The sequence below is a fragment of the Amycolatopsis sp. lyj-108 genome, from assembly GCF_046549005.1.
Taxonomy (GTDB): Bacteria; Actinomycetota; Actinomycetes; order Mycobacteriales; family Pseudonocardiaceae; genus Amycolatopsis.
Genome location: NZ_JAJPWQ010000007.1, coordinates 366,604 through 388,636 on the forward strand (window position 1 = coordinate 366,604; position 22,033 = coordinate 388,636).

General features: G+C 68.5%; 23 protein-coding genes. 12 read left to right on the top strand and 11 right to left on the bottom strand.

Features of this window, described 5'->3' with window-relative positions:
- The first annotated feature begins 27 nt into the window (after positions 1 to 27).
- Entirely contained in the window at positions 28 to 1,197 is a 1,170-nt protein-coding gene (gene xylA, locus ACLJO0_RS26185) for a xylose isomerase (RefSeq protein ID WP_410581078.1), read from the top strand.
- Here the strand turns inward: xylA and ACLJO0_RS26190 are convergent.
- Together ACLJO0_RS26190 and ACLJO0_RS26195 are read right to left on the bottom strand one after the other, a co-directional pair.
- Entirely contained in the window at positions 1,194 to 2,198 is a 1,005-nt protein-coding gene (locus tag ACLJO0_RS26190; RefSeq protein ID WP_410581079.1) for an alpha/beta fold hydrolase, read from the bottom strand. The two genes, xylA and ACLJO0_RS26190, sit on opposite strands and share 4 nt — an antisense overlap.
- A 98-nt stretch (positions 2,199 to 2,296) precedes the next feature.
- Entirely contained in the window at positions 2,297 to 3,052 is a 756-nt protein-coding gene (locus ACLJO0_RS26195) for a thioesterase II family protein (RefSeq protein WP_410581081.1), read from the bottom strand.
- Between the two features lie 161 nt (positions 3,053 to 3,213).
- On the opposite strand from ACLJO0_RS26195, the gene ACLJO0_RS26200 reads away from it, so the two are divergent.
- Entirely contained in the window at positions 3,214 to 3,591 is a 378-nt protein-coding gene (locus ACLJO0_RS26200; RefSeq protein ID WP_219151665.1) for a hypothetical protein, read from the top strand.
- Here the strand turns inward: ACLJO0_RS26200 and ACLJO0_RS26205 are convergent.
- Entirely contained in the window at positions 3,588 to 4,451 is an 864-nt protein-coding gene (locus tag ACLJO0_RS26205) for an alpha/beta fold hydrolase (protein WP_410581082.1), read from the bottom strand. The two genes, ACLJO0_RS26200 and ACLJO0_RS26205, sit on opposite strands and share 4 nt — an antisense overlap.
- Before the next feature lie 57 nt (positions 4,452 to 4,508).
- Here ACLJO0_RS26205 and ACLJO0_RS26210 point away from each other — a divergent pair, with 57 nt between their 5' ends.
- Entirely contained in the window at positions 4,509 to 5,327 is an 819-nt protein-coding gene (locus tag ACLJO0_RS26210) for a helix-turn-helix domain-containing protein (RefSeq protein WP_410581083.1), read from the top strand.
- A gap of 87 nt (positions 5,328 to 5,414) precedes the next feature.
- Complete coding sequence (locus ACLJO0_RS26215; protein ID WP_410581084.1) at positions 5,415 to 6,263, top strand: fructosamine kinase family protein; 849 nt, start codon at positions 5,415 to 5,417, stop codon at positions 6,261 to 6,263.
- 1 nt (position 6,264) lies between these two features.
- Here the strand turns inward: ACLJO0_RS26215 and ACLJO0_RS26220 are convergent, their stop codons facing one another.
- Complete coding sequence (locus ACLJO0_RS26220; protein WP_410581085.1) at positions 6,265 to 6,939, bottom strand: TetR/AcrR family transcriptional regulator; 675 nt, start codon at positions 6,937 to 6,939, stop codon at positions 6,265 to 6,267.
- A 93-nt stretch (positions 6,940 to 7,032) separates the two neighbouring features.
- On the opposite strand from ACLJO0_RS26220, the gene ACLJO0_RS26225 reads away from it, so the two are divergent.
- Positions 7,033 to 7,758: an SDR family oxidoreductase gene (locus ACLJO0_RS26225; protein ID WP_410581086.1), complete on the top strand. Its 726-nt coding sequence runs from the start codon at positions 7,033 to 7,035 to the stop codon at positions 7,756 to 7,758.
- 67 nt (positions 7,759 to 7,825) lie between these two features.
- Here the strand turns inward: ACLJO0_RS26225 and ACLJO0_RS26230 are convergent, their stop codons facing one another.
- Together ACLJO0_RS26230 and ACLJO0_RS26235 are read right to left on the bottom strand one after the other, a co-directional pair.
- A complete protein-coding gene (locus ACLJO0_RS26230; protein ID WP_125677397.1) occupies positions 7,826 to 8,089 on the bottom strand; it encodes an amphi-Trp domain-containing protein in 264 nt (87 codons plus the stop codon).
- A gap of 81 nt (positions 8,090 to 8,170) precedes the next feature.
- Entirely contained in the window at positions 8,171 to 8,767 is a 597-nt protein-coding gene (locus tag ACLJO0_RS26235; RefSeq protein WP_410581257.1) for a formylglycine-generating enzyme family protein, read from the bottom strand.
- Between the two features lie 52 nt (positions 8,768 to 8,819).
- Here ACLJO0_RS26235 and ACLJO0_RS26240 point away from each other — a divergent pair, with 52 nt between their 5' ends.
- Positions 8,820 to 9,455, top strand: a complete 636-nt coding sequence (locus ACLJO0_RS26240) for a GNAT family N-acetyltransferase (RefSeq protein WP_410581089.1) — start codon at positions 8,820 to 8,822, stop codon at positions 9,453 to 9,455.
- Here the strand turns inward: ACLJO0_RS26240 and ACLJO0_RS26245 are convergent.
- Complete coding sequence (locus ACLJO0_RS26245) at positions 9,388 to 10,533, bottom strand: Cmx/CmrA family chloramphenicol efflux MFS transporter (protein ID WP_410581091.1); 1,146 nt, start codon at positions 10,531 to 10,533, stop codon at positions 9,388 to 9,390. The two genes, ACLJO0_RS26240 and ACLJO0_RS26245, sit on opposite strands and share 68 nt — an antisense overlap.
- 380 nt (positions 10,534 to 10,913) lie before the next feature.
- On the opposite strand from ACLJO0_RS26245, the gene ACLJO0_RS26250 reads away from it, so the two are divergent.
- Together ACLJO0_RS26250 and ACLJO0_RS26255 are read left to right on the top strand one after the other, a co-directional pair.
- A complete protein-coding gene (locus ACLJO0_RS26250; protein ID WP_410581092.1) occupies positions 10,914 to 11,993 on the top strand; it encodes a dihydrodipicolinate reductase in 1,080 nt (359 codons plus the stop codon).
- Positions 11,990 to 12,469, top strand: coding sequence for a carboxymuconolactone decarboxylase family protein (locus ACLJO0_RS26255; RefSeq protein ID WP_125795629.1), 480 nt, complete (start codon positions 11,990 to 11,992; stop codon positions 12,467 to 12,469). The genes ACLJO0_RS26250 and ACLJO0_RS26255 overlap by 4 nt, the downstream gene beginning before the upstream one ends.
- Positions 12,470 to 12,955: 486 nt before the next feature.
- Here the strand turns inward: ACLJO0_RS26255 and ACLJO0_RS26260 are convergent, their stop codons facing one another.
- The gene (locus ACLJO0_RS26260) at positions 12,956 to 14,560 is read right to left on the bottom strand and encodes a GMC oxidoreductase (RefSeq protein WP_410581259.1); all 1,605 of its coding nucleotides are present in this window, start codon (positions 14,558 to 14,560) and stop codon (positions 12,956 to 12,958) included.
- A gap of 156 nt (positions 14,561 to 14,716) precedes the next feature.
- On the opposite strand from ACLJO0_RS26260, the gene ACLJO0_RS26265 reads away from it, so the two are divergent.
- The 3 genes from ACLJO0_RS26265 to ACLJO0_RS26275 all read left to right on the top strand — a co-directional run bounded on the left by ACLJO0_RS26265 (position 14,717) and on the right by ACLJO0_RS26275 (position 18,968).
- Positions 14,717 to 15,079, top strand: coding sequence for an RNA-binding S4 domain-containing protein (locus tag ACLJO0_RS26265; protein ID WP_125795630.1), 363 nt, complete (start codon positions 14,717 to 14,719; stop codon positions 15,077 to 15,079).
- Positions 15,080 to 15,204: 125 nt separating this feature from the next.
- Positions 15,205 to 17,523 carry a cellulose binding domain-containing protein gene (locus ACLJO0_RS26270; protein WP_410581093.1) on the top strand — a complete coding sequence of 773 codons (2,319 nt, stop codon included), beginning with the start codon at positions 15,205 to 15,207 and terminating at the stop codon, positions 17,521 to 17,523.
- The gene (locus tag ACLJO0_RS26275) at positions 17,520 to 18,968 is read left to right on the top strand and encodes a cellulose binding domain-containing protein (RefSeq protein WP_410581095.1); all 1,449 of its coding nucleotides are present in this window, start codon (positions 17,520 to 17,522) and stop codon (positions 18,966 to 18,968) included. The genes ACLJO0_RS26270 and ACLJO0_RS26275 overlap by 4 nt, the downstream gene beginning before the upstream one ends.
- 39 nt (positions 18,969 to 19,007) lie before the next feature.
- On the opposite strand, the gene ACLJO0_RS26280 is transcribed toward ACLJO0_RS26275, so the two are convergent.
- The gene (locus ACLJO0_RS26280; RefSeq protein ID WP_410581260.1) at positions 19,008 to 19,748 is read right to left on the bottom strand and encodes a class I SAM-dependent methyltransferase; all 741 of its coding nucleotides are present in this window, start codon (positions 19,746 to 19,748) and stop codon (positions 19,008 to 19,010) included.
- Positions 19,749 to 19,861: 113 nt separating this feature from the next.
- On the opposite strand from ACLJO0_RS26280, the gene ACLJO0_RS26285 reads away from it, so the two are divergent.
- Positions 19,862 to 20,434 (top strand): TetR/AcrR family transcriptional regulator, encoded by a 573-nt coding sequence (locus tag ACLJO0_RS26285; RefSeq protein WP_410581096.1) that lies wholly within the window; start codon positions 19,862 to 19,864, stop codon positions 20,432 to 20,434.
- Positions 20,435 to 20,490: 56 nt separating this feature from the next.
- Here ACLJO0_RS26285 and ACLJO0_RS26290 read toward each other — a convergent pair whose 3' ends face one another.
- Positions 20,491 to 21,324: a bifunctional 5,10-methylenetetrahydrofolate dehydrogenase/5,10-methenyltetrahydrofolate cyclohydrolase gene (locus ACLJO0_RS26290; RefSeq protein WP_410581098.1), complete on the bottom strand. Its 834-nt coding sequence runs from the start codon at positions 21,322 to 21,324 to the stop codon at positions 20,491 to 20,493.
- Positions 21,321 to 21,944, bottom strand: a complete 624-nt coding sequence (locus ACLJO0_RS26295; RefSeq protein ID WP_410581099.1) for a cyclodeaminase/cyclohydrolase family protein — start codon at positions 21,942 to 21,944, stop codon at positions 21,321 to 21,323. The genes ACLJO0_RS26290 and ACLJO0_RS26295 overlap by 4 nt, the downstream gene beginning before the upstream one ends.
- Between the last annotated feature and the right edge of the window lie 89 nt (positions 21,945 to 22,033).

Here is a 22,033-nt window from a genome sequence, read left to right on the forward strand (position 1 = left end):
GGCATCAAACTAATTGGTGGAGGCGAAATGGCTCAGGCACCGACGCGTGAGGACAAGTTCAGCTTCGGGTTGTGGACCGTGGGCTGGCAGGCGAACGACATGTTCGGCCCGGCGAGCCGGGCCCCGCTCGACCCGGTCGAAGCCGTGCACCGTCTCTCGGACCTCGGCGCCTGGGGAATCACCTTCCACGACGACGACCTCATCCCGTTCGGCTCGGCCGACGCGGAGCGCGCGCGGCATCTGAAGCGGTTCCAGGGCGCGCTCGACGAGACCGGTCTCGTCGTCCCGATGGTGACCACGAACCTGTTCAGCCATCCGGTCTTCAAGGACGGCGGCCTGACCAGCAATGATCGCGACGTCCGCCGTTACGCCCTGCGCAAGGTGCTGCGGAACCTCGACCTCGCCGCCGAGTTGGGCGCGTCGACGTTCGTGCTCTGGGGTGGTCGTGAAGGCAGCGAGACCGACGCCTCGAAGGACGTCCACGCGGCGATGGACCGCTACCGCGAAGGCATCGACTTCCTCGCCCAGTACGTCATCGACCAGGGTTACGGCCTCCGGCTCGCGCTCGAACCGAAGCCGAACGAACCTCGCGGCGACATCCTGCTGCCGACCATCGGGCACGCGCTCGCGTTCATCTCCACGCTCGACAACCACGAGATCGTCGGCGTGAACCCCGAGGTCGGGCACGAGCAGATGGCCGGGCTCAACATCGTCCACGGCATCGGGCAGGCCCTGTGGCAGGGCAAGCTGTTCCACATCGACCTCAACGGCCAGCGCGGCCCGCGGTTCGACCAGGACCTCGTGTTCGGCCACGGCGACGTGTTGTCCTCGTTCTTCCTGGTCGACCTGCTGGAGCACGGCGGCTACGACGGGCCGCGCCACTTCGACTACAAGCCGCTGCGCACGGAGAACATGGACGGCGTCTGGGCCAGCGCCGAGGCCAACATGGCCAGCTACCTGGTGTTCGCCGAACGTGCCCGAGCGTTCCGTGCCGATCCCGAGGTGCAAGCCGCGCTCGAGGCCGCGCTCGTCCCGGAGCTGGCGACACCGACCCTCAACGAGGGCGAGACGGCGGCGGATCTGCTGGCGGACCGATCGGCGTTCGAGGATTTCGACCCGGACAAGGCGGCGGAGCGCGGTTACGGTTTCATCCGCCTGTCCCAGCTGGCCCTCGAACACCTCACCGGGGCACGCTAGAACCGGTCGACGTCGAGGACGGCCTTGGCGAATTCCGCCGGGGCTTCCTGCGGGACGTTGTGGCCGATCCCGTTCAGGACGCGGTGCTCGTATTTGCCGGAGAACTTCGACCGGTATGCCTTGCCGTCGGTGTTCGGGCCGTCGAAATCGCTGCCGATCGTGATGGTGGGCACCGAAACCGCCGGCCCCTGCGCGAGTTTCGCTTCCAGCGCGTCGAGTTTCGGGTCGCCATCGGCGAGGCTCGACCGCCACCGGTAGTTGTGGATCACGATGGCGACGTGGTCCGGGTTGTCGAAGCACGCCGCGGAACGGTCGTAGGTCGCGTCGTCGAAGGTCCACTTCGGCGACGCGATCTTCCAGATCAGCTTGTTGAAGTCGTGGCGGTTCTTCGTGTAGCCGAGGATGCCGCGCTCGGTGGCGAAGTAGTACTGGTACCACCAGCCGAGCTCGGCGGCCGGGGAAAGCGGCTGCTTGTTCGTCTCCCGGTTGGTCACCAGGTAGCCGCTCACCGAAACGAGTGCCTTGCACCGTTCGGGCCACAGGGCGGCGATGATCACGGCCGTGCGGGCGCCCCAGTCGAAGCCGCCGAAGACGGCCTTCTCGATCTTGAGGGCGTCCAGCAACGCGACGATGTCGGCGGCGATCGCGGACTGCTGGCCGTTGCGGAACGTGTCCTTCGACAGGAACCGTGTCGGCCCGTAGCCGCGCAGGAACGGCACGATCACCCGGTATCCGGCCGCGACCAGGCGCGGGGTGACGTCGACGTAGCTGTGGATGTCGTAGGGCCAGCCGTGCAGCAGGACCACCACCGGACCGCCTGCGGGTCCGGCTTCGGCGTAACCGATGCTCAGTTCCCCGGCGTCGATCTGCTTGATCGGGCCGAACGAGGTGGTCCCGCCGGTCGCCACCGGTGCCGCCGCGGGCTGGGCCGAACAGCTCGCCACGGTGGCTCCTGCTGTCGCGGCGACGACGGCCTGCGCGAACCTTCTCCTGCTGAGCATCCTGATTCCTCCCGCGAAACGCCTGGTACGGGACGAAATTAGGGCGCAGGCTGCTGGCGCGGCGACCGTCGGACGACGTCACCGGTGTAAGTCAGGTACTAGGCGACTTCCGGCTCGGCGGCCACGAAGGCCGCTTCCAGCCTGCGGATCCGGGCCCAGAACCCGACCTCCCTGCCGGGCTCGAGAACGCCCAGATACCCACCGGGTACGACGCGTCCCACGAACGGACCGGACGTCCACACCCGCCAGCCGCCGGTGGCGTCGTCGCCCGAAGCGGAGGCGGGATCATCGGTGCCGCGGATCGCCGCGATCGGGCACGGGAGCCGGGTCCTGGCAGGCCCGCGGTAAGCGTTCAGCAGCTGGAGGTCGCCGAGCAGCAGGTCGAGGGCGTACTCCCAGCTTTCGGGTGAGTCGCGGTAGCCCGCGACGGGGGTGAGCCCGGTGCGGCCGAAGACCCGCCCCATCGCCGACGCGCCCGCCTTGGCGTTCTTGCCCGGTGAGCGCCGCTGCGGAGCGCACGCGTCCACGACGACCAGCGCGCCGGGGGCGGCGCCGAGGCGTTGAGCGGTTTCCAAGGCGACGAAGGCGCCCATTCCGAATCCGATGGTCACGGAGCGGGAAAACCAGGATTTCGGTGTCGCGGCGGCCAAGTGCGTGGCGAGTTCTTCGAGAGAGGACGCCGGTGATTCCGCGAGCCGTTCCCCGTGGCCGGGATATTCGAAGGCGCGAACGTCCGCGTCGACCGTGCCCGCGAGCGCGTCGAACGCCCGGCTGGTACCGCCCGCTGGTGGAAGCAGCAGGTAGCCGGGTTCGCGACTGTCTGATGTAGACAGTGAAACGAGTGCGGCCGTCATGATCCGAAAGATACGCGCGATTAACCCGAATGGGGTAACGGTTCGGAATCGACCAAGATCAATTCACCCGCTTGAGGGAGGTTGCGGCAAAAGGCTGCCCGGCCGTGTCGTATCTGGCGCCGCCTGTTCGACGTCTTGATAAGAGCCGGAAGGAGAAAGCGATGAACACCACGACACTGGCCTCGACCACGCGGCTGAACCCGGTGAGCCGCACCCTGCCGGTTCTGCTGGCGATGGAGGACGACGCCGAAGACGTCGGCCGCCTGTCCCCGGACGACCGTCTGACCTGCCACGTGCACGGCCGCTGGATCCACCAGTGCGTGGCTTCCCCGCTGCACGTCAACCCGATCACGCGCCACCGCTGGTGCCGTTCGTGCGCGACCGCGTTGACCGTCTCCGTCGACGAACTGTCCGGTGACGTCACGATGTCCTGTCCTCGGTGCGGACACGGCGAAAGCGCCGCCTCGGCCAGGTTGATCGCCGCGTGCCGCGCCAGTCTGGCCGCCGCGCGCCGGGGTTCCGGCGCGCGGGCCGCCTAAGCGACCTTGTCGAGGACCCGCTCGATGATCAGGTTTCGGTCCTGCGAGCGGAGATAGAGGTAGTGACCGGCGTCCGGCAGGATTTCGACGTCGGCGTGGGGGAGCAGGCTTTCGAGTCGTGCGGCGGCAGCGGCGGAGTCGTGCACGACGCTGCGCCCGCCGAACAGGGCGAGCGTGGGCACTTCGATGGACCGCAAAGCCTCCTCGGCCGGGCAGGCCTGGAACGGCACCCGCGCGCGATAGCACCGGATCCCGGCGAGTACGAGCCGGGCGGCGGGCTGGTCGAGGATGTCCGCGCCGGCGGACCACGTCACGAAGCGGCGCCACAGCCGGTCGCTGTCGAATACGGCGGCGGCCAAGCCGTACCGGAAGACCTTCCGGGTGAAGGGAGCCGAGACGGTGGTCGCGTCCAGCAACGCGATGGACGCGAGCCTGCCGGGTGCGTGTATCGCCTGGTTGACCGCGTGCCAGCCACCGGTCGAACCGCCGACGAGCCGTACGTCGCTCAATCCCAGTTTCTCGAAGACGTCGTCGAGGGCGCTCGCGCGGTCCCGGATGTCCTTGAACGGCGCCTTTTGCACGCTGCGGCCCGCTTCGCCGAGAGTGTCGATCGCGTAGACGGTGTGGTGTTCGGCCAAGGGTGGGATGAGCGTCGCGAAGCAGGCCGAGGTCGCCAGGAGTCCAGGCAGCAGGGCCATCGGGCCGCCGCAGTCGCCGTAGCGGTAGACTCGCGTGGTGCCGTGGCGCGTTTCGACGTCGAAGACCGTGCCCGGTTCCGGGCATTCGGCCATGGCACGGTCGTAGGCGGCGAAATAGCGTTTTTCGGCCGCCGGATTTCTGAAATCCCCGATTTCGTCCATGAGGGGAACGCTAGGCAAAGCCGTCTTGCGGGTCTTGAACGAAAGTAAGATGACGGCATGGGTGGGTGGGGTCTCGTGGTGCCGCGGCGGGACATCGTCCGCGCACCCGGCGAGCGGATTCTCCGGTGGCCGCATCCCGGCCTCGCCGCCCATGTGGCGAGCTACGTCGCGCACGACCTTCCCGACGCGGGCGTGAACTCCTGGCAGGTCACCCCGTTGTCCGTGCTCACCTGGGTGATCGACATCGACGCGCCGGTCAGAGGACCGGAGATCCCCGTTTCGCCGGTGCTGGGCTTGCGGGACCGGCCGTTGCGAATCGAACAAGCCGGGGCTTCGCGCGGGATCATCGTCGCCCTGACCCCGCTCGGCTCGTACGCGTTGTTCGGAATCCCGTTGCGGGAGCTGACGAATTCGGTCGTCGCGGCGTCGGACCTGCTGCCTTCCGGGTCCTTGACCGAACGGCTGGCCGAGGCGGCGGACTGGCCGGAGAGATTCCGGCTGCTGGACGAGTACCTCGCGGCGAGGCTCGCTCGCGGCCCGGAGCTGGCCGCACCTGTCCGCTACGCGTGGGACCGGCTTTGCGCGGGCCCGGTCCGCGTCGGCGTCCTCGCCGACGAGATCGGCTGGAGCAGGCAGCACCTCAACGTCCGGTTCCGTGAGCAGATCGGGCTGAATCCCCGCACGGTCGGCCGGATCGCCCGGCTCAATCGCGTGCTGGCGCTGCTGGACCGGGCGTCGTCGCTTTCCTGGGCGGAGGTCGCGTATTCGGGCGGCTACAGCGACCAGGCGCATCTCATCCGCGAGTTCCGGGCGTTGACCGGGCACAGCCCGGCCGAGGCCGGGAAACCGGCGGGGCTGTTCGTTCCGCCCCGGTAATGGCCGTTCGTCTCTCGAAAGCGCACGCACGCGGATTCGCCTCCGTACAACGGGCGTTCACCCGATCGGCGGAGGTAGGTTGCGGGCATGACCCAGGTTTCGACGCCTGCCGAGGCTGCCACGAAGATCACCGGACGCGCCGTCGCCGAGCAGCGGAGCCTGTCGAGCGGGGTGACCGAAGTGGTACTCGACAGCGGCGACACGGTGGTCGTCAAACGGGGTCACGCGCGGAACGCGACACCGGCCGAGGCCGCGGGCCTGCGGTGGCTGGGGGAGCCCGGTGCGGTGCGAGTGCCCGAGGTGCGCGGCCACGACGGCGAATGGCTGGTCACGGAACTGGTCGGCGGCGGACGGCCGACGCATCACGCGGCGGAGCGGCTGGGGAGGGGGCTCGCGGAGTTGCACGCGTCGGGTGCGCCCGCGTTCGGCGCGGCGCCGCCGGACGGGCCGGCTGACGCGTGGATCGGCCTGGCCCCGATGGAGAACACGCCGGGCGAGGACTGGCCGACTTGGTACGCCGAGCACCGGGTCCTGCCCTATGTTCGCCGCTCGGTCGAGGAGGGCACCCTGAACGGTGACGAAGCCGCTGTCATCGAGCAGGCTTGCACACGGCTTCCCGAAGTCTCGGAACCTCCCGCGCGCCTGCACGGTGACCTGTGGAACGGCAACGTGCTGTGGGGAGCCGTCGAGGCGTCGCTCATCGACCCGGCAGCCCACGGCGGCCATCGCGAAACCGACCTCGCGATGCTGCAGTTGTTCGGCTGCCCGTTGCTCGACCGGGTGCTCGCCGCCTACCAGGAGGTTTCCCCGCTCGCCGACGGCTGGACCGATCGGATCGGCGCGCACCAGTTGTTCCCCCTCCTGGTGCACACCGTCCTTTTCGGACGGTCCTACGCCGGGCAGGCGGTCGCGGCCGCGAAGGCCGTCGGCCGATAGCTCAGCGTGCGAGGCGGTCGAGCCATTCGGCGAGCATCGCCCGTTCGGCGGGGGTCAGGACGGTGCCGGGTTCCTTCTCCAAGGCGGCTTTGAGCGCGATCGCGCGGCTGGGGATGTCCGAAGCCTGGTCCGCGGTGTCGGTGGTGATCGCCGCGATCACGTGTTCGCGCGCGGCGATGAACAGGTCCGGATCGCGCTGCTCCGGCGGGCTCGCGAGGAACGACAGGACCACCCCCATCCCGGTCGCGTGCACCAGCTGCGCGGCTTGTCCGACCGGCGCGCGCAGCCTGCCGGCCTCGGCGATGCGTTCGATGATCCGGCGGAGTATCGCGTCGGCCTCCTGGCGGGCTTCGCGGACGCGGGGCTCGCCGTACATGAGCATGTAGAAGGCGGGCCGGCGCAGGCCGAACTCGACGTGCAGGTCCCAGCCTCGCCGGAGGTCGCTCACCGGGTCGCCGGTCTGCCCGAGAGCATGCTTTCCCTCCAGGTAGTTCTTGAAGCCGTACGTGGCGACGGCATCGAGAAGACCGTCCTTGTCGCCGAAGGTCCGATAGAGCGTCGGCGCCTGCACTCCGGCGGCTGCGCTGACCGCGCGCGTCGACAACGCCTCGCGCCCGCCCTCCTCCAGGAGCTCCGCGGCCGCGCGGATCAACCGGTCTTTCGTCGTCAACGTCATGTATCGACGATAACACCCACGCGGTAGCACTGGTTCGATATCGCTGATACAGTGATCGTGTTATCAACGAAAACACCTGATGGGAGCACTTCCATGGCACGCGTAGCGATCGTCACCGGCGGTTCGCGGGGCATCGGCAGGCAGTCCGCCGAGCGGCTGGCGTCCGATGGATTCGCGGTCGTCGTCGTATACGGCGGGAACAAGGACGAGGCGCAGGCCGCGGTCGACGCGATCACCGCCGGTGGGGGCCAGGCGATCGCGGCGCAGGCCGACGTCGCCGACGAGCAGGCCGTCGCGGCCGTGTTCGACACCGCGGAGAAGACCTTCGGCGGAGTCGACGTCGTGGTCCACGCCGCGGGCGCCCTGTACCTCGCTCCGGTGGCCGAGCTGGACCTCGACCGGCTGGACCGGTTGCACCGCACCAACATCCGCGGCACCTTCGTGGTCGACCAGCAGGCCTCCCGTCGCGTCCGCGACGGTGGCGCGATCATCAACTTCTCCACGTCGGTGCTCGGCCTCGCGCTGCCGGGGTACGCCGCCTATGCCGCCTCGAAGGGCGCGGTCGAGGCGATCACCCTGGTCCTCGCGCGTGAACTCCGCGGCCGCGACATCACCGTGAACGCGGTCGCCCCCGGCCCGACCGCCACGGCACTGTTCCTCGACGGCAAGGACGAGACGACCATCGCGAGCATGGCGGCGCAGCCCCCGCTCGAACGCCTCGGCACCCCGTCCGACATCGCCGAGGTCGTCTCGTTCCTCGCCGGTCCGGCCCGCTGGGTCAACGGCCAGGTCCTTCGCGCCAACGGCGGCATCGTCTGAGCGTGTGCGAAACGGGCGGGCCCGCCAAAGATTGACGAGCCCGCCCGAGTCCTTTATGGACGGAGGATCAGACGACGGTGCCCTCGGAGTCGTCGTCCGAGTCGGTCTCTTCGATCTTCCACTTCAGCTGGAACTCGACCTCTTCCTCGCCGTCACCGCGCTCGTGCTCGATCGAGAACTGCGCGCGGGCGGGGACGCGGAACCGTTCCCCGGCGATCTGGATGCGGAAAGAGGTCTCGGACTCGAGCGCGTCGGCGAGCCGGCGCAGTTTCGCGACGACGTCGGCGGTGGAGTAGACGCGTTCGACGTCTCGGGGAGCGGTTCCGGTCACGGTTTCCTCCAGGGTCCGACACCCTGGCCGGGTGTCCGTGCCGTCATTCAATCGCGTGATCATCACGTCGTGGAGGCGGGGTCACAGTGACCGGGCGAGACGGAAGCCGACGTCGTCGACACGGAAGGTCGGGTGGCTGCGGCGCCGTACCGAAGCCCGGCAGCTCCAGTGCTCGTCGAACCAGCCGCCGCCCCGCAGGACCCGGTATTCGCCGTACACCTCGGCGTCGTACACGTCCCAGCACCATTCCCAGACATTGCCCAGCATGTCGTGCAGTCCCCACGCGTTGGGCGCCTTCCCACCGACTTCGTGCACGGACTCCGCCGAGTTATCGCGGTACCAGGCGATCTCGTCGAGTGGTCCGTAGCGAGGGCCGGTCGTGCCGGCGCGGCAAGCGTGTTCCCATTCCGCTTCGGTGGGCAGGCGGTAGCCGTTCGCGGATCGATCCCAGGTCGACGAATCCAGCTCATAAGCGGGAGTGAGACCTTCGCGTTCGGACAGGGTGTTGCAGAAACGGAGGGTGTCCGGCCACGAGACCTCGATGAGGGGAAGCCGGCCGGGCTCGCGGGTGACCGGAACCGGCGCGAGCAGGAACGACGCGACATCGACAGCCCAGCTCCGCTGCGTGCGCCGGTCCGAAAGGGTTATCTCGCCTGCCGGCACAGTGATCATCTCCATGGTCCGGCCGATGTTACCCAGGCCGAGGCCGCCGGTACGCCATGATGGGCGGGTGCCCCTGCTCATCGAGCCCGCCCTGCCCGCCGGAACGTTCCGATCGATGCGGCAACCGTGCCTGATCGTCGACGACAGGCTGGTGCTGCGACCTTGGTGCGCTGACGACGGGGAGGACGTCGAAGCCGCCTTCGCGTGTCCGGCCATCCAGCGCTGGCACGTCCGCCGTGTCGACGGAGCGGACGAGGCCCGCGAGTGGATCGCGGGCTGGGAGCAGCGCTGGAGGGCCGAGACGGACGCGAGCTGGGCGGTGGTCGACGCGCGCGAAGACCGGCCGGTGGGGCAGGTCGGTCTCCGCGCACTCTCGCTCTTCGAGGCTTCCGCACAGTTGTCCTACTGGGTTCTCCCTGCCGCCCGCGGCGCGGGGATCGCGGGCCGCGCGGTGGCGGCGTTGACGCGGTGGGCGTTCGAAACCGTCCGGCTGCACCGGTTGTTCCTTCTGCATTCCACCGCGAACGCCGCCTCCTGCCGCGTCGCGGACAAGGCCGGATACCGCCTCGAAGGCACCTTGCGTTCTTCGATGCTGCACGCGGACGGGTGGCACGACGTCCACCTGCACGCGCGGCTCAGGAGCGAATCAGCACCTTCCTCCGAAGGACGAACGGAAGCGGAACAAGGGCGATCGCCGCGCTGATCCAGATGGCGTATCGATAGTCCCCGGTCGACTCTGTGACGAGACCGGCGAGCACCGGTCCCAGGAACGCGCCGGCGTTGAGCGCGACCGTCGCGAACGAACCACCGAGCGTCGGAGCCCCGGGAGCCACGTGCATCACCCGCGCCACGAGCGCGGAACCACAACCGAACGACAGTCCACCTTGGACGATCGTCACGACGAACAGGGCGACGGGTTGCGCGCCGGTCAGCGCCAGCACCGCCCAGCCCGCCGGCAGGACGCACAACGCGAGTACCAGGCCGCGCCGGAGTTCACCGTCGCCCGTGCGGCCCGCCACCGTGACGCCGAGGAACGCGCCGACACCGAAGGCCGCCAGCAACCCGGAAACCGCACCGGCCGGAAGACGAGCGACATCCGTCGCGATGACCGCGAGGAACGCGAATGTCGCGAAGGTCGCGCCGTTGACCAGGGCGGCAAGGACCATCGCCTGCCGGACCGGAGGCGTTTTCAGCTCCCGTGCTTCACGCTTGATCGAGATTTCCCGCGGGCCTGCCGCGTCGGCGGGTGCGGAACGGAACACCAGAACCAGCGCGGGAAGGCATAACGCGGCAACCGCCCAGAACGCGGAACGCCAGCCCGCGAGCTCACCCAGCACGGCTCCGGCAGGTACCCCGGCGACACACGACAGCGTGATCCCCGCCAGCAGGATCGCGGTCGCCCGCGTCTGCTTTCCCTTTGGTGCCAAAGCGATCGCGACAGGCATGGCCACGGCGAGGAATCCCGCGTTGACGACCGCCGCGACGACCCGGGTGCCGAACAGCAGCGGGAAACTCGTCGTCACGGCGCCGACGACGTGCACCACGACGAAGGCGGTCAGAAACCCGGCCAAGGCCCGGCGGCGAGGCCAGCGCGCGCTGAGCACGGCCATGGCCGGCGCGCCGACGATCATTCCGACGGCGTAGGCCGAGGTCAGCGCGGCGGCCGCGCCCACCGGGACGGACAGTTCACCGGCGATTCCCGGCACGAGACCGGAAGCCATGAATTCGGAGGTGCCTTGCGCGAAGACGGCAAGGCCGAGGACATAGACGAACAGGGGCAACGGACGACTCCCAGGAGAAAGTGAGCAGGAGGAAGCCGTGCGCGAGACAGGGAGAAACCCGGCCGGACGCACGGAACAGCGCTCCGGTCACCGGGAAGCGAGAGGGCCGATGCCTAACGGCCGGACACGACGACTCGCCGCCGGATGACCGGCGGCGAGGTTCTGTCCGACTCGGGACTCGTCACGGGAGCGAACACTACACACGGTCGTCGGCGGGTCTCAACCCCGTTTGCCTTTCGCCGAAGAAACGAGGCCCGTTCCGCGCACCGGAACGCTTTCGTTGCCTACTCGAATGAACCCGAGTAATGCGTTCTGACCTGGGGTTTTCGTGATTGTTTCGGTACTGGGAACCGAACTTGGATTCGGTTAACCTCGACTTCATGATTCCCACAGTTGTCTGGGGTACAGGCAACATCGGCCGCGCCTCGATCCGGGCCGTCGACGCGCATCCGGCGCTGGAACTCACCGGTGTGCTCGTGCACGATCCCGCGAAGGTCGGTCGCGACGCGGCCGCGCTCGCGGGAGTCGACGGCGATTTGGGTGTGGCGGCGACCGATGACGTCGAAGCGGTTCTGTCGGCCGGGCCGCGCGCGGTGGTGTACGCGGCGTCCGGCGATATCCGGCCCGCCGACGCGCTGGCCGACATCGTCCGTGCGATCCGGGCGGGAGCGGTGGTGGTGACTCCCGCGCTCTACGCGCTGTACGACCAGCGCAACGCGCCGGAGGAGCTGCGGGAGCCGATCCTCGCGGCGATCGCGGAAGGCGGCGGTTCGCTGTTCGTCTCCGGCGTGGATCCGGGATGGGGCAACGACATCCTGCCGTTGCTGATCAGCGGGCTCGGCACCACTGTGGACGCGGTCCGCTGCCAGGAGATCTTCGACTACTCCACCTACGACCAGCCGGATTCCGTCCGCTACCTGGTCGGGATGGGGCAGCCGATGGACTATCAGCCGCCCATGCTGGCCCCTTCGGTGCCCACGATGGTGTGGGGCGGGCAGGTGCGGCTGATCGCCCGCGGCCTCGGGGTCGACCTGGACGAGATCCGCGAGACGCTCGACCGCCGTCCGCTCGAGGAAACCGTGACCACGCGGGCGATGGGCGAGTTCGAAGCGGGCACGCAAGGCGCGGTCCGGTTCGAGGTGCAGGGGATCGTGGACGGTGAGCCCCGCATCGTCATCGAGCACGTCACCCGCATCCACGCGTCGTGCGCGCCGGACTGGCCGATGCCGCCCAGCGGCGACGGGGCGCACCGGGTGATCATCGAAGGCCGCCCCAGGATCGAAGTCTCGGTCGAGGCCACCGACGAGGGCGAGAACCGGTCCGCCGGCGGCAACGCGACCGCGGTCGGCAGGCTGGTCGGCGCCATCGACTGGCTCGTGGACGCCAAACCGGGCCTTTACGACGCATTGGACGTCCCCTTGCGGCCGGCGACCGGCAAGCTCGGAAGGAGCGCGCGATGATCATCGACATTCCGGAGGGCAAGGACCCGATCGGCTACGTATGGGGCGAGATGGTGCCCGGTATCGGCGTCGCGGCCTCGAATCTGTCCCTGGCGGTCTATTCGCACACCACGCTGGGGCTCCGCGAGTTCGAGGCGGCCCGGCTGCGGATCGCGCAGATCAACGGCTGCGTCTTCTGCCTGGACTGGCGGACCGAACGCGACGGTGTGAAGGTCGAGGAGGAGTTCGCCGACGCGGTGACCGAGTGGCGCACCACCGACGCGTTCGACGAGCGGACCCGGCTGGCCGCCGAATACGCGGAACGCTACGCGCTCGATCATCACGGCATCGACGACGAATTCTGGAAGCGAATGGGCGAGCACTACAGCCAGCAGGAAATCGTCGAACTGAGCATGAGCATCGGTTCCTGGCTCGCATTCGGACGGCTGAATCGCGTTTTGGGAATCGACACCGTCTGCGTTCTGCCGAAGTTCTAGGTCGCGAGTGATTCGGGTCGTTCTTGGGCCGCGTTAAGTACATGAAGGACCCCTTCCCGTACCTAGGCGCAAGGATGGGGTCCTTCATGTACTGGGGAAGGCCTCGGCGCGGGGCTGTGGTGCGTCGAGGCTGCGGTTGATGCCAGGTCGCGGTCGTGGGGATGTCGTGAAGGGGCCCTTCACGACATAGGAGTTCGACGCCGGGCCGTTGGAAGCGCTGAAGGAGCCGCCCGCTCATCCTCGCGTTTCGTGAGTGGCGATTCGGGTTAGGGGCGGCCGTGTTCTAGGTGCCTACGGCGGGTGGATCGGGATCGCAGGTCCGTGAAGGACCCAGTACATGAAGGACCCCTTCCTTACGCCTAGGTACAGGAAGGGGTCCTTCATGTACTTCACTCCGGCATCACGCAAGAAGCGCCACAGGGCACGCAGTAGGTACCTAAGGGGAAGCTCGCCAGAACCCGAATCGCCACTCACGACCGGCCGGCGTCACAGATCGGTGGCCACGATCTTTTCGATGTTCCGTTCCGCCAGTGCGGTGATGGTGACGAACGGGTTCACCGAGGTGTTGCCCGGGATCAGCGCGCCGTCGATCACGTACAGGCCCGGATAACCGTGGAGCCTGCCGTAGTTGTCGGTCGCCTTGCCGAGTACCGCGCCGCCGAGCGGGTGGTAGGTGAGATGGTCGCCCCAGATCTTGTACACGCCGAAGAGGTCGGTGCGGTAGATCGTGCCTTCCTTGGAATTGATCTTGTCGAAGATCGTCTTCGCCATGTCGATCGAGGGTTGTTTCCAGGCGGTCTGCCAGTTGAGGTCGACCTTGTTCGCGCTCGGGTTCCACGAGAAAGTGGCCCGGTTGGGGTTCTTGGTGATCGACAGATAGAACGACGCGTAGGTCTCGATGCCGGTCGGCAGGGGTGCGACCTCGGCGAAGGCGCCGCCCGCGGCCCAGTTGTCGATACCGGCGGTGGGGATCGACGACTGCAGTGCCCCGGTGGCGTCCCACATGTGGTTGGCCCGGCCGCACATGACGTTCCCGTTGTCGCCCCAGCCCTTTCCGACCTCGTTGTGGAGGTTGGGCAGCGCTCCAGTGGCCTTGAGCTTGACCAGGAGTTTGCTCGTGCCGACACTGCCGGCGGCGAAGAACACCTTGTCCGCTGTCACGGACTTGGTCGCGGTCACCGTGCCGCCGGTGTTCAGCTGCTCCATCACCACGGTGTATCCGCCGCCGGACGCGGGCGTGACCGAGGTGACGCGGTGCAGGGCCGAGATCGTCACCCGGCCGGTGGCCTTGATCCGCGGGAGATAGGTCTGCTGCAACGATTTCTTGCCCGCGTTGTTGCCGTAGAGGATCTCCCCGGCCAGCGCGGATCTCGGAACCGTGCCCGCCTGCTCCTTCTTCATGTAGTCCCAGTCGTAGACGTCCGGGACGAACAGGAACGGGAACCCGGAACGCTGCGCGTGTTTCCGGCCGACCCGCGCGTACTGGTAGCACTCGGCCGTCTCGAACCAGTTCGGGTCGATGGTGGCGACGCCGAGGCCCGCGTTGGCGCGTGGGTAGTAGACGCCGTACATCTCGTCGGCGTTGACCGTGGGCAGGACCGCGCTGAAGTTCTCGCGCTTCGGCGTGACGGCCATCCCGCCGTTGACCAGCGAGCCCCCGCCCACGCCGCGGCCCTGGTAGACGGTGATACCGCTGAACTCCTCGGCGTCGAGGATGCCGGTGTGGCGCGGGACGTCCTTGTCCAGCGGGAAGCCGAGGAAGTTGCTCAGCGGCTGCTTCGTTCGCGTGCGCAGCCAGAAGGACCGGTAGTCCGGGGTGGTGGTGTTGGCGAAGATCTTGCCGTCCGTGCCAGGGGTGTCCCATGCCATGCCGAGTTCGACGAGGTGGACGTCGACGCCGGCTTCGGCCAGCCGGAGCGCGGCGACGCAGCCGCCGTAGCCGGACCCGATGACGAGCGCCGGGATGCGAGCGGCGTCGGCGATCGAGCTTTTCGCGTAAGCGGTCCCGCCGAGGGCCGCGGCTCCTAAGATAGAACCAGTTCCAGCGATAAAGAGGCGGCGGGATAACTGTCCGGAAGCGCTTCTCCACATGGTTTCGTCGCTCACGTGATCTTCCTCACCGTTGAGGGATTTAGAACAAGTTATACCTGCGGCTATGTCGGGTGGCAATAAAGGTGGGACTTCTTTCCCCGTGCTTGGGCCAGGCAGGCGGGCATCGCGACGGCGGATGGGCCACTATGTACTGCTGTGGAGTCCACTCGAGTTGATCGCTGGCTGTGGGCCGTCCGGCTGACCAAGACGCGCCCGGACGCCGCCGCGGCGTGCCGCGGCGGCCATGTCCGCGTGAACGGCAAACCGGCCAAACCCGCGACCACGGTCGTGGCCGGTGACGAGGTCCGTGCGCGGGTCAACGACACGACGCGGATCTTGGAAGTGACCCGGGTGATCCAGAAGCGGGTCGGTGCCGCCGACGCCGCGACCTGTTTCCTCGACCGGACGCCCCCGCCGCCACCCGACGCGGCCGTGCCGGTCGCGCGACGAGAGCGGGGTGCGGGACGTCCGACCAAACGGGAACGCCGGGTGCTCGATCGCTTCCGTTCAGGAGACTAGGGACCCGTTCACATACATGGACGTTATTCACATCCGTTGACGGGTGACAGGGACGTGAACTATAAAGGCGGGGTCCGGGTGTACACGCCGCAACACCTTCCGTCAGTCCGTCACGGAGGTTTCGGGTGTCCCGAAAAAGTCCTCTTCGTCGTGCCGTCCTCCCGGCGGTCGCCGCCGTGGTCGCCACCGCCGCACTCCTGCAGGTATCGCCCGAAGTGGCGGACGCGGCGCCGGGGCCCGGCGCGCTGACCGGCCTCGACCTCGGTGCCGCGAATCGCCGCGCGCCGGTCGCGGGGCTCTATGACTGGTCCAAGGCCGGGTACCGGGGTGGCGCCGCGCTTCCCGGCTCCGGTGAAGTGAATCCGAACGCCACCTGCCAGGTCACCGCGGCAGAACTGGCGAGCCAGTACAACGTCAAGCCCGACGACGGCGCCGACGACACGAACGGGATCCAGGCGGCGATCGACGGGATCAAGAGCGCGTGCTCGCCGTCCGGGAGTTACACCAAGCTGAGCACGATCACCTTCCCGGCAGGCCGGTTCGATGTCACACGCGAGATCCACGTCGACGCCGACTACCTGATCCTGCGCGGCGCGGGCAAGGACGCCACCAAGTTCGTCTACAAACCGGACGCGAACACCCTCTACGACTCCCTCACCCCGGACGGTTCCGACTGGGACGAGGACGGGATGACCTCCGGCGCGGGCAAGGGCGGCTGGCTGTGGCCGGGCCGCGGACTGTTCCGCGTCCAGTCCAGGGGAGTGCACACGTCTTACGCGAGCGACCACGCCTCGGCGCCCGCCAACCGCAAGGACATCTTCGAAGGCACGATCAACGTCCATTGGAAGGCCGGGGTGAAGCTGCGGGGCAAGCCGGGTGACACCGCGTTCGCCGCGCGGATGGGGGACAACGTCGTCCACCTGGCGAGCAGCGGCGCCCTGACCTCGCTCGCCGCCGGGAACCTGGTCAACATCCGGGCGGCCAACTCGCAGAAGTTCTACGAGCAGCAGCAGGCCACCCCGACCACGTTCCCGCTGCTGAACATGCACATGCGCCAGCAGATCTTCACGATCGCGGCACTCGACACCACGGCACGCACCATCACCCTGGACAAACCGCTCGAGTACGACGTGCCGGTGAACTCCACTTCGGACGGTTCGGCCCCGATCAGCGGCGCCACATACGACTCGAAGGCGGCGCCGCTGGTCGATCCGGTGGTCGGCGTCGGCTTCGAGAACCTCGGGTTCACCCAGGAGATGCCTGGCCTGAACCCCGCCGAGGCGAACAACAACTACGGCAACATGGCGCCCGCCGCGGAGATGCACGGGATCGTGTTCAAGTGGGCGGCGAACTCCTGGGTCCGCGGCATCCGCGCGGATATGACCGGTTCGCATCCCATCGTCACCGAGGAGGCCAAGAACCTCCAGATCGTGGACAACGAACTCAACGGCTCATGGAACAAGGGCAAGGGTGGCAACGGCTACTTCCGCGGCTCCCGGGTCTGGGATTCGCTGTACGCCGGGAACACTTCGACCCTGTTGCGGCACTTCACCTTCCAGTGGTCCGCCTCGGGCAACGTCGTGATCGGCAACTCCTTCGACTCCGACCTGAACCTCCACGGCGGCTGGGAGCGCAACAACCTTTTCGAACTGAACACGGTCAAAGTCCCGTACGCGCACCGTTCGGGGAACTGCCGGGCCAACTGCGGTGAAGAGGGCGGAGGCGGTCCCGACGACTCGAACTGGTTCCCGATCTGGTGGGGCGCGGGCAAGAAGGCAGTCAAATGGTCGGGTGCCACCGGCTACCGCAACGTGTTCTTCAACAACGTCATGACCAAGCAGCTCTCGGACAACGGCCCGTATAACGACTTCTACGCCGACCGGCACCGCATCCATGTCTTCGGCTGGGACGGCACCGCGTACAAGCACCTCGACGTCGGCGGCACCCCGATCGCCGACTGGGCGAAGAACGAGCAGCGGGACTACACCGGAGGGCACGGGGTCGACGCGACCAAGACCGACGCCGCGTCGTCGCTGTTCCTGAAGTCCGTCGACGGTACTCCGCCGTCCTCGACGACTGGTCAGACCTCCACCACGACCACGCCGACCACGACCAGCCAGACTCCCGGTGCTTGCCTGAACGCGACCTTCACCCGTAAGTCGGTGTGGGACAGCGGGTACGGCGGCGGCTTCACCGTCACCAACAGCTGCTCGGCCGCGGTGGGTTCGTGGGCGGTCGAGTTCGACCTGCCCGCCGGGACGACGATCACCGGTTCCTGGAGTTCGGTGCTGACCAAGACCGGGCAGCACTACCGGTTCGGGAACGCGACCCACAACGGAAGCGTCAAACCCGGCGGCACGGCGACGTTCGGCTTCAACGCCGCCGGTCAGGGCCTCCCGGCCGCGTGCACGATCGCCGGAACGAAATGCGGAGGCACGGAATGACGAGGAAACGACTGCTCGCCGCGATCGCGGCCACGGCGTCTGCGGCGGGCCTGCTCGGCGCCGTCGTCACCGCCGAGGCCGCCGCGCCCAGCCTGTCCGCCGCGTTCACCCAGAGCTCGGTCTGGGACAGCGGATATGGCGGCAAGTACACGCTGACCAACTCGGGGGACGCGCACAGTACACAGTGGACGATCGAATTCGATCTCCCCGCCGGCACCGCGGTCACCACGTCGTGGAGTTCGGTACTCACCCGCACCGGGCAGCACTACAAGGTGACCAACGCGGGTTTCAACGGCACTGTCAAACCCGGTGGGTCGGCGAGCTTCGGCTTCAACACCTCAGGACTGGGCCTCCCGACCGGGTGCACGATCAACGGAAGCCCGTGCGGGGGAGGGGCGCCGACCACCACCACGGCGCCGACCACCACGACCACGAGCAAACCGCCGACGACCACCACCACGGTGCCGTCGGGTGACGTCGTCGACGTGAGCACCGCGGCCGAGTTGCAGGCCGCGCTGGCCGCCGCGAGCCCCGGACAGACCATCCGGCTGGCAGCCGGAACCTACCGGGGTTCGTTCGTCGCCACGAAGCCGGGGACGGCGGCCGCGCCGATCACGGTGACCGGACCCTCGACCGCGATCCTGATCAACGACGGCCCGTCGGGGGAGGCGCCCTCCTGTCCGGCTCCGACCGCGGGCTGGGACTCCGGGTACGGGTTCTGGCTCTACGGCGCGCCGTACTGGCACCTCAAGGGCTTCACCGTGCAAGAGTCGAAGAAAGGCATCGTCGCCGACAACTCGCACCACACGGTGATCGAGGGGGTGCGGGTGCACAAGATCGACGAGGAGGCCGTGCACTTCCGCCGTTCCTCGGCCGACAGCGTCATCCGCGACTCGACGATCAGCCACACCGGTCTCGTCCAGGCCGGCTACGGCGAGGGCGTCTATCTCGGCTCGGCGAACTCGAACTGGGCGTGCCACGGGAACTCCGGCGGAGCCGACCGTAGCGACCGGATCCAGGTTCTCGACAATCACATCGGACCGTACGTCGCCGCGGAGGCCATCGATGTCAAGGAGGGCACCGTGGACGGCGTCATCCGGGGCAACACCTTCGACGGCCAAGGGGTTTCCGGGCAGAACTCGGCCGATTCCTGGGTCGACGTCAAGGGATCCGGGTACGTGATCGAGGGCAACACCGGCACCTTCGCCTCGCCGGGGACGTTCGCGAACGGCTACGAGACGCACAACCCCGGCACCGCCCCGTCGTTCCCGAACGGCTGCGGCAACGTGTGGCGGGACAACAAGTCCGACCTCGGCGGCGTCGGCCAGTACGCCATCAAGATCACCTCGACGTCGAAGTGTTCGGAACGGCCCAACGTCGTCTACGCGTCCAACACCGTGTCGAGGGCGGTGAACGGGCTGACCAACATCCCCGTCACACCCTGACGGACGCCGGTGGCGGGAGCGGATCCCGCCACCGGCCGGTCAATCCCGGACCGCGGTGATCGCGACGGTGGCATAGCGCACGGTGAACCGGCCGCCCATCCTGTCGATCGCTGCTCCGACTTCGGCGAGGATCTCTTGTCGTACAACGGGTTCGACCCAGGTGAGCGAGCCGAACGTCGGGAGTTGGTCGAGCCATTCGTCACGGGTGTAGACCCGTTCCCAGTCGTGACGACTTCGCGTCGGCTCGCCGAATCCGCTTGCTTCGCGCAGGCCGTCGGCGACCTTCGCGATGAGCGGTCCGTACGGGTCCGAAGGCTGCTTCGGCACGGTCTTGAGGTCGATCGGCGAATCCGGCACGAGCCGCCGGTACGCGTCCGCCAAGGCGTCCGCGACCTCGTCCGGCGGTTCGGGCACGTGCCAGAACGCGGCAAAGAGCCCGCCGGGCCTCAGCACTTTAGCGGCCTTGACCGCGGCCGCGACCGGGTCGACCCAGTGCCAGGCCTGCCCGGAGACGAGCAGATCGAACCGGCGTCCGGCTGGCTCCCAGGCCTCGAACGTCGCGACCTCGACGTCGATCCCGCTCCGGCGGGCGAACTCGGCCATCCGCGGGTCCGGTTCGATGGCCAGCACGTGACAGCCGGCCGCCTGGAACTGGCGCGCCTCGATCCCGGTGCCCGCGCCGACGTCGAGGACCTCGCGGCCGGGAGCGGAGCCGACGAAGTGGTCGATGAGTTCCGGGGGATAGGCGGGCCGGGTCCGGTCGTAGCGGTCGACGTCCACCCCGAACGATTCCGCAGCCCGGCGATAGTGGTGGGGCTCCTGCCCCGAAGGTAGAGTGGGCATGCGCCCACCTTAAGTGGGCACTTGCCCACTCGTCAACGCAAGGGAGCCGTATGCCGACCGGGGTAGCCCTGCGCGCCGTCCGCGCGCAGTTGTTCGACGCCGCCGAGCGCGTCCTGCTGCGGGACGGGCCGAGCGGGCTCACCAGCCGCGCCGTCACCACGGAGGCGGACTGCGCGAAAGGCGTGCTGCACCGGCATTTCGACGACTTCGACGCGTTCCTCGCCGAGTTCGTGCTGGACCGGATCGAGAAGCTGGACGAGAACGGGCTCCGAGAGGCCGTCGGTACCGGAACGGTCGTGGACAACCTCACCGCGGCGCTCACGGCGGTGTTCGAGTCGGTCGCGGTCGCGATCGTCCCGCTCGTGATCTTCCGCGACGAGCTTCGCGCCCGATTGCGCCGCGAGTGGCCGGCCGGGGTCCCGGTGCTGACCCAGGCCGCCGAGATGATCGCCGCCTACCTCGAGGCGGAGCGAGCGCAGGGCAGGGTCGCCGAGCGCGCCGACGTCGAGACGCTCGCGGCCACGCTCATCGGTGCCGCACATCTGCTCTTCGCCGATCGCACGGGTGCCGCGCCGGAGACGGCGCAGGTGCGGAAGACCGTGGAAGCCGTGATCGGCATTTGACGAGGGCGCGTGAAAGGCGGCGAGTCCTCAATGGACTCGCCGCCTGGCTCAGCGGATCAGGACTGCGCGGCGGTGACGGTGTGCCGCAGCAGCAGCGACGTCGTGACCGGGCCGACGCCGCCGGGGACCGGCGTGATCGAACCCGCGATCCCCTCGACCGCGGCCTGGTCGACGTCGCCGACGAGCCCGCCTTCGGGAGTCGGGTTCGTGCCGACGTCGATCACCACGGCACCGGGCTTGACGTGGTCCGCGCCGACGAAGTGCGCGCGGCCGACGGCCACGACCAGGACGTCCGCGGTCCTGGTGACCGCCGCGAGGTCCTTGGTGCGGGAGTGGCAAACGGTGACTGTCGCGTTCTCGGCGAGCAGCAGCAGCGCGGCGGGCTTGCCGACCACGGTGGAACGGCCCACGACGGCGACCTGGGCACCGGACAGGGCGACCTGCTCGCGCTTGAGGATCTCCAGCACCGCCGCGGCGGTGGCGGGGGCGTAGGTCGGGAGGCCGGCGGTGAGCCTCCCGAGGCTGACCGGGTTGGCGCCGTCGACGTCCTTGCGCGGATCGATGTGCGCGCCGACGTCGTCGAGCGTCACGCCTTCGGGCAGCGGGGTCTGGCAGATGATGCCGTGGACCGACGGGTCCGCGGACAGCTTGTCGAGTTCGCGGGTGACGTCCTCGCCGGCCGGCTTTTCGAGCTGGACCACCCGGCAGTCGACGCCGACCTTCTTGGCGGCGCGCTCGATCGAGCGCACGTACCAGGCGGTGGCGTCGTCGTCGGTCGGCACGAGCACGGCCAGCGTCGGGGCGGTGCCCGATTCGCGCAGCTTGGCGGCGGTCTCGGTGACCTCGGCGGTGATGGCGGCGGCGATCGCGCGCCCGTCGATCAGCGTCATCGGGCGATCCTCTCGCGAACCTCGGCGACGAGCGCGTCGGCGCGCCCGGCGGCGGGGATGTGCTCGGCGAGCCGGGCTTCGGTCTCCTTGCGCAGCTGCTCGTCGGACATCGACGCGAGGTTGACCTCGACGTTGACCACGGCCGATTCGAGCGCGGACTTGGCGGACGAGGCGGCGACCGCGATGTCGGAGATGACGTTGGTGTTGGCGCCTTCGAGGATCGAAGCGGCGACGTCGATGACCTCGGCGGCCAGAGCGGCGGTGCGCAGCGGGACGTCGGCGGCGCCGACCAGTGCGGCCTGGATCGCGGCCGAGCGGGCCTGCTTCTCCTCGTCGGTGGCCTTCGGGAGCTTGTAGGCCGAGACGACCGCGTCGAAGGCGGCGGCGTCGTCGGCGGCGAGGCCGAGCGCGCGACGGCGGAGGTCTTCGGCCTTGCCCAGCGCCTCGGTCATGGTTGCCTCGTGCTCGGCGTATTTCGGCTTGCCGATGGTCAGGTTGCACACCATGGAGACCAGGGCGGCACCGACCGCGGCGTTCATCGCGGCACCCGCGCCACCACCGGGCGTCGAGGCCTTCGAAGCCAGCTCGTCGAGCCACTGACCGACCGGTTGAGCCTCCACGCGATGTTCCCTTCCCGCTGGTTTTACCGTCGCAGGGAAGCCTACCCGGGGGTTCCCGGACAACCCGAAGGCCACCTTCGCGGCGATCG

Coding starts and splice junctions, on each gene's coding strand:
- xylA (WP_410581078.1), top strand. CDS start 28: ATGGCTCAGGCACCGACGCGTGAGGACAAGTTCAGCTTCGGGTTGTGG.
- ACLJO0_RS26190 (WP_410581079.1), bottom strand. CDS start 2,198: ATGCTCAGCAGGAGAAGGTTCGCGCAGGCCGTCGTCGCCGCGACAGCA.
- ACLJO0_RS26195 (WP_410581081.1), bottom strand. CDS start 3,052: ATGACGGCCGCACTCGTTTCACTGTCTACATCAGACAGTCGCGAACCC.
- ACLJO0_RS26200 (WP_219151665.1), top strand. CDS start 3,214: ATGAACACCACGACACTGGCCTCGACCACGCGGCTGAACCCGGTGAGC.
- ACLJO0_RS26205 (WP_410581082.1), bottom strand. CDS start 4,451: ATGGACGAAATCGGGGATTTCAGAAATCCGGCGGCCGAAAAACGCTAT.
- ACLJO0_RS26210 (WP_410581083.1), top strand. CDS start 4,509: ATGGGTGGGTGGGGTCTCGTGGTGCCGCGGCGGGACATCGTCCGCGCA.
- ACLJO0_RS26215 (WP_410581084.1), top strand. CDS start 5,415: ATGACCCAGGTTTCGACGCCTGCCGAGGCTGCCACGAAGATCACCGGA.
- ACLJO0_RS26220 (WP_410581085.1), bottom strand. CDS start 6,939: ATGACGTTGACGACGAAAGACCGGTTGATCCGCGCGGCCGCGGAGCTC.
- ACLJO0_RS26225 (WP_410581086.1), top strand. CDS start 7,033: ATGGCACGCGTAGCGATCGTCACCGGCGGTTCGCGGGGCATCGGCAGG.
- ACLJO0_RS26235 (WP_410581257.1), bottom strand. CDS start 8,767: ATGGAGATGATCACTGTGCCGGCAGGCGAGATAACCCTTTCGGACCGG.
- ACLJO0_RS26250 (WP_410581092.1), top strand. CDS start 10,914: ATGATTCCCACAGTTGTCTGGGGTACAGGCAACATCGGCCGCGCCTCG.
- ACLJO0_RS26255 (WP_125795629.1), top strand. CDS start 11,990: ATGATCATCGACATTCCGGAGGGCAAGGACCCGATCGGCTACGTATGG.
- ACLJO0_RS26260 (WP_410581259.1), bottom strand. CDS start 14,560: ATGTGGAGAAGCGCTTCCGGACAGTTATCCCGCCGCCTCTTTATCGCT.
- ACLJO0_RS26275 (WP_410581095.1), top strand. CDS start 17,520: ATGACGAGGAAACGACTGCTCGCCGCGATCGCGGCCACGGCGTCTGCG.
- ACLJO0_RS26285 (WP_410581096.1), top strand. CDS start 19,862: ATGCCGACCGGGGTAGCCCTGCGCGCCGTCCGCGCGCAGTTGTTCGAC.
- ACLJO0_RS26290 (WP_410581098.1), bottom strand. CDS start 21,324: ATGACGCTGATCGACGGGCGCGCGATCGCCGCCGCCATCACCGCCGAG.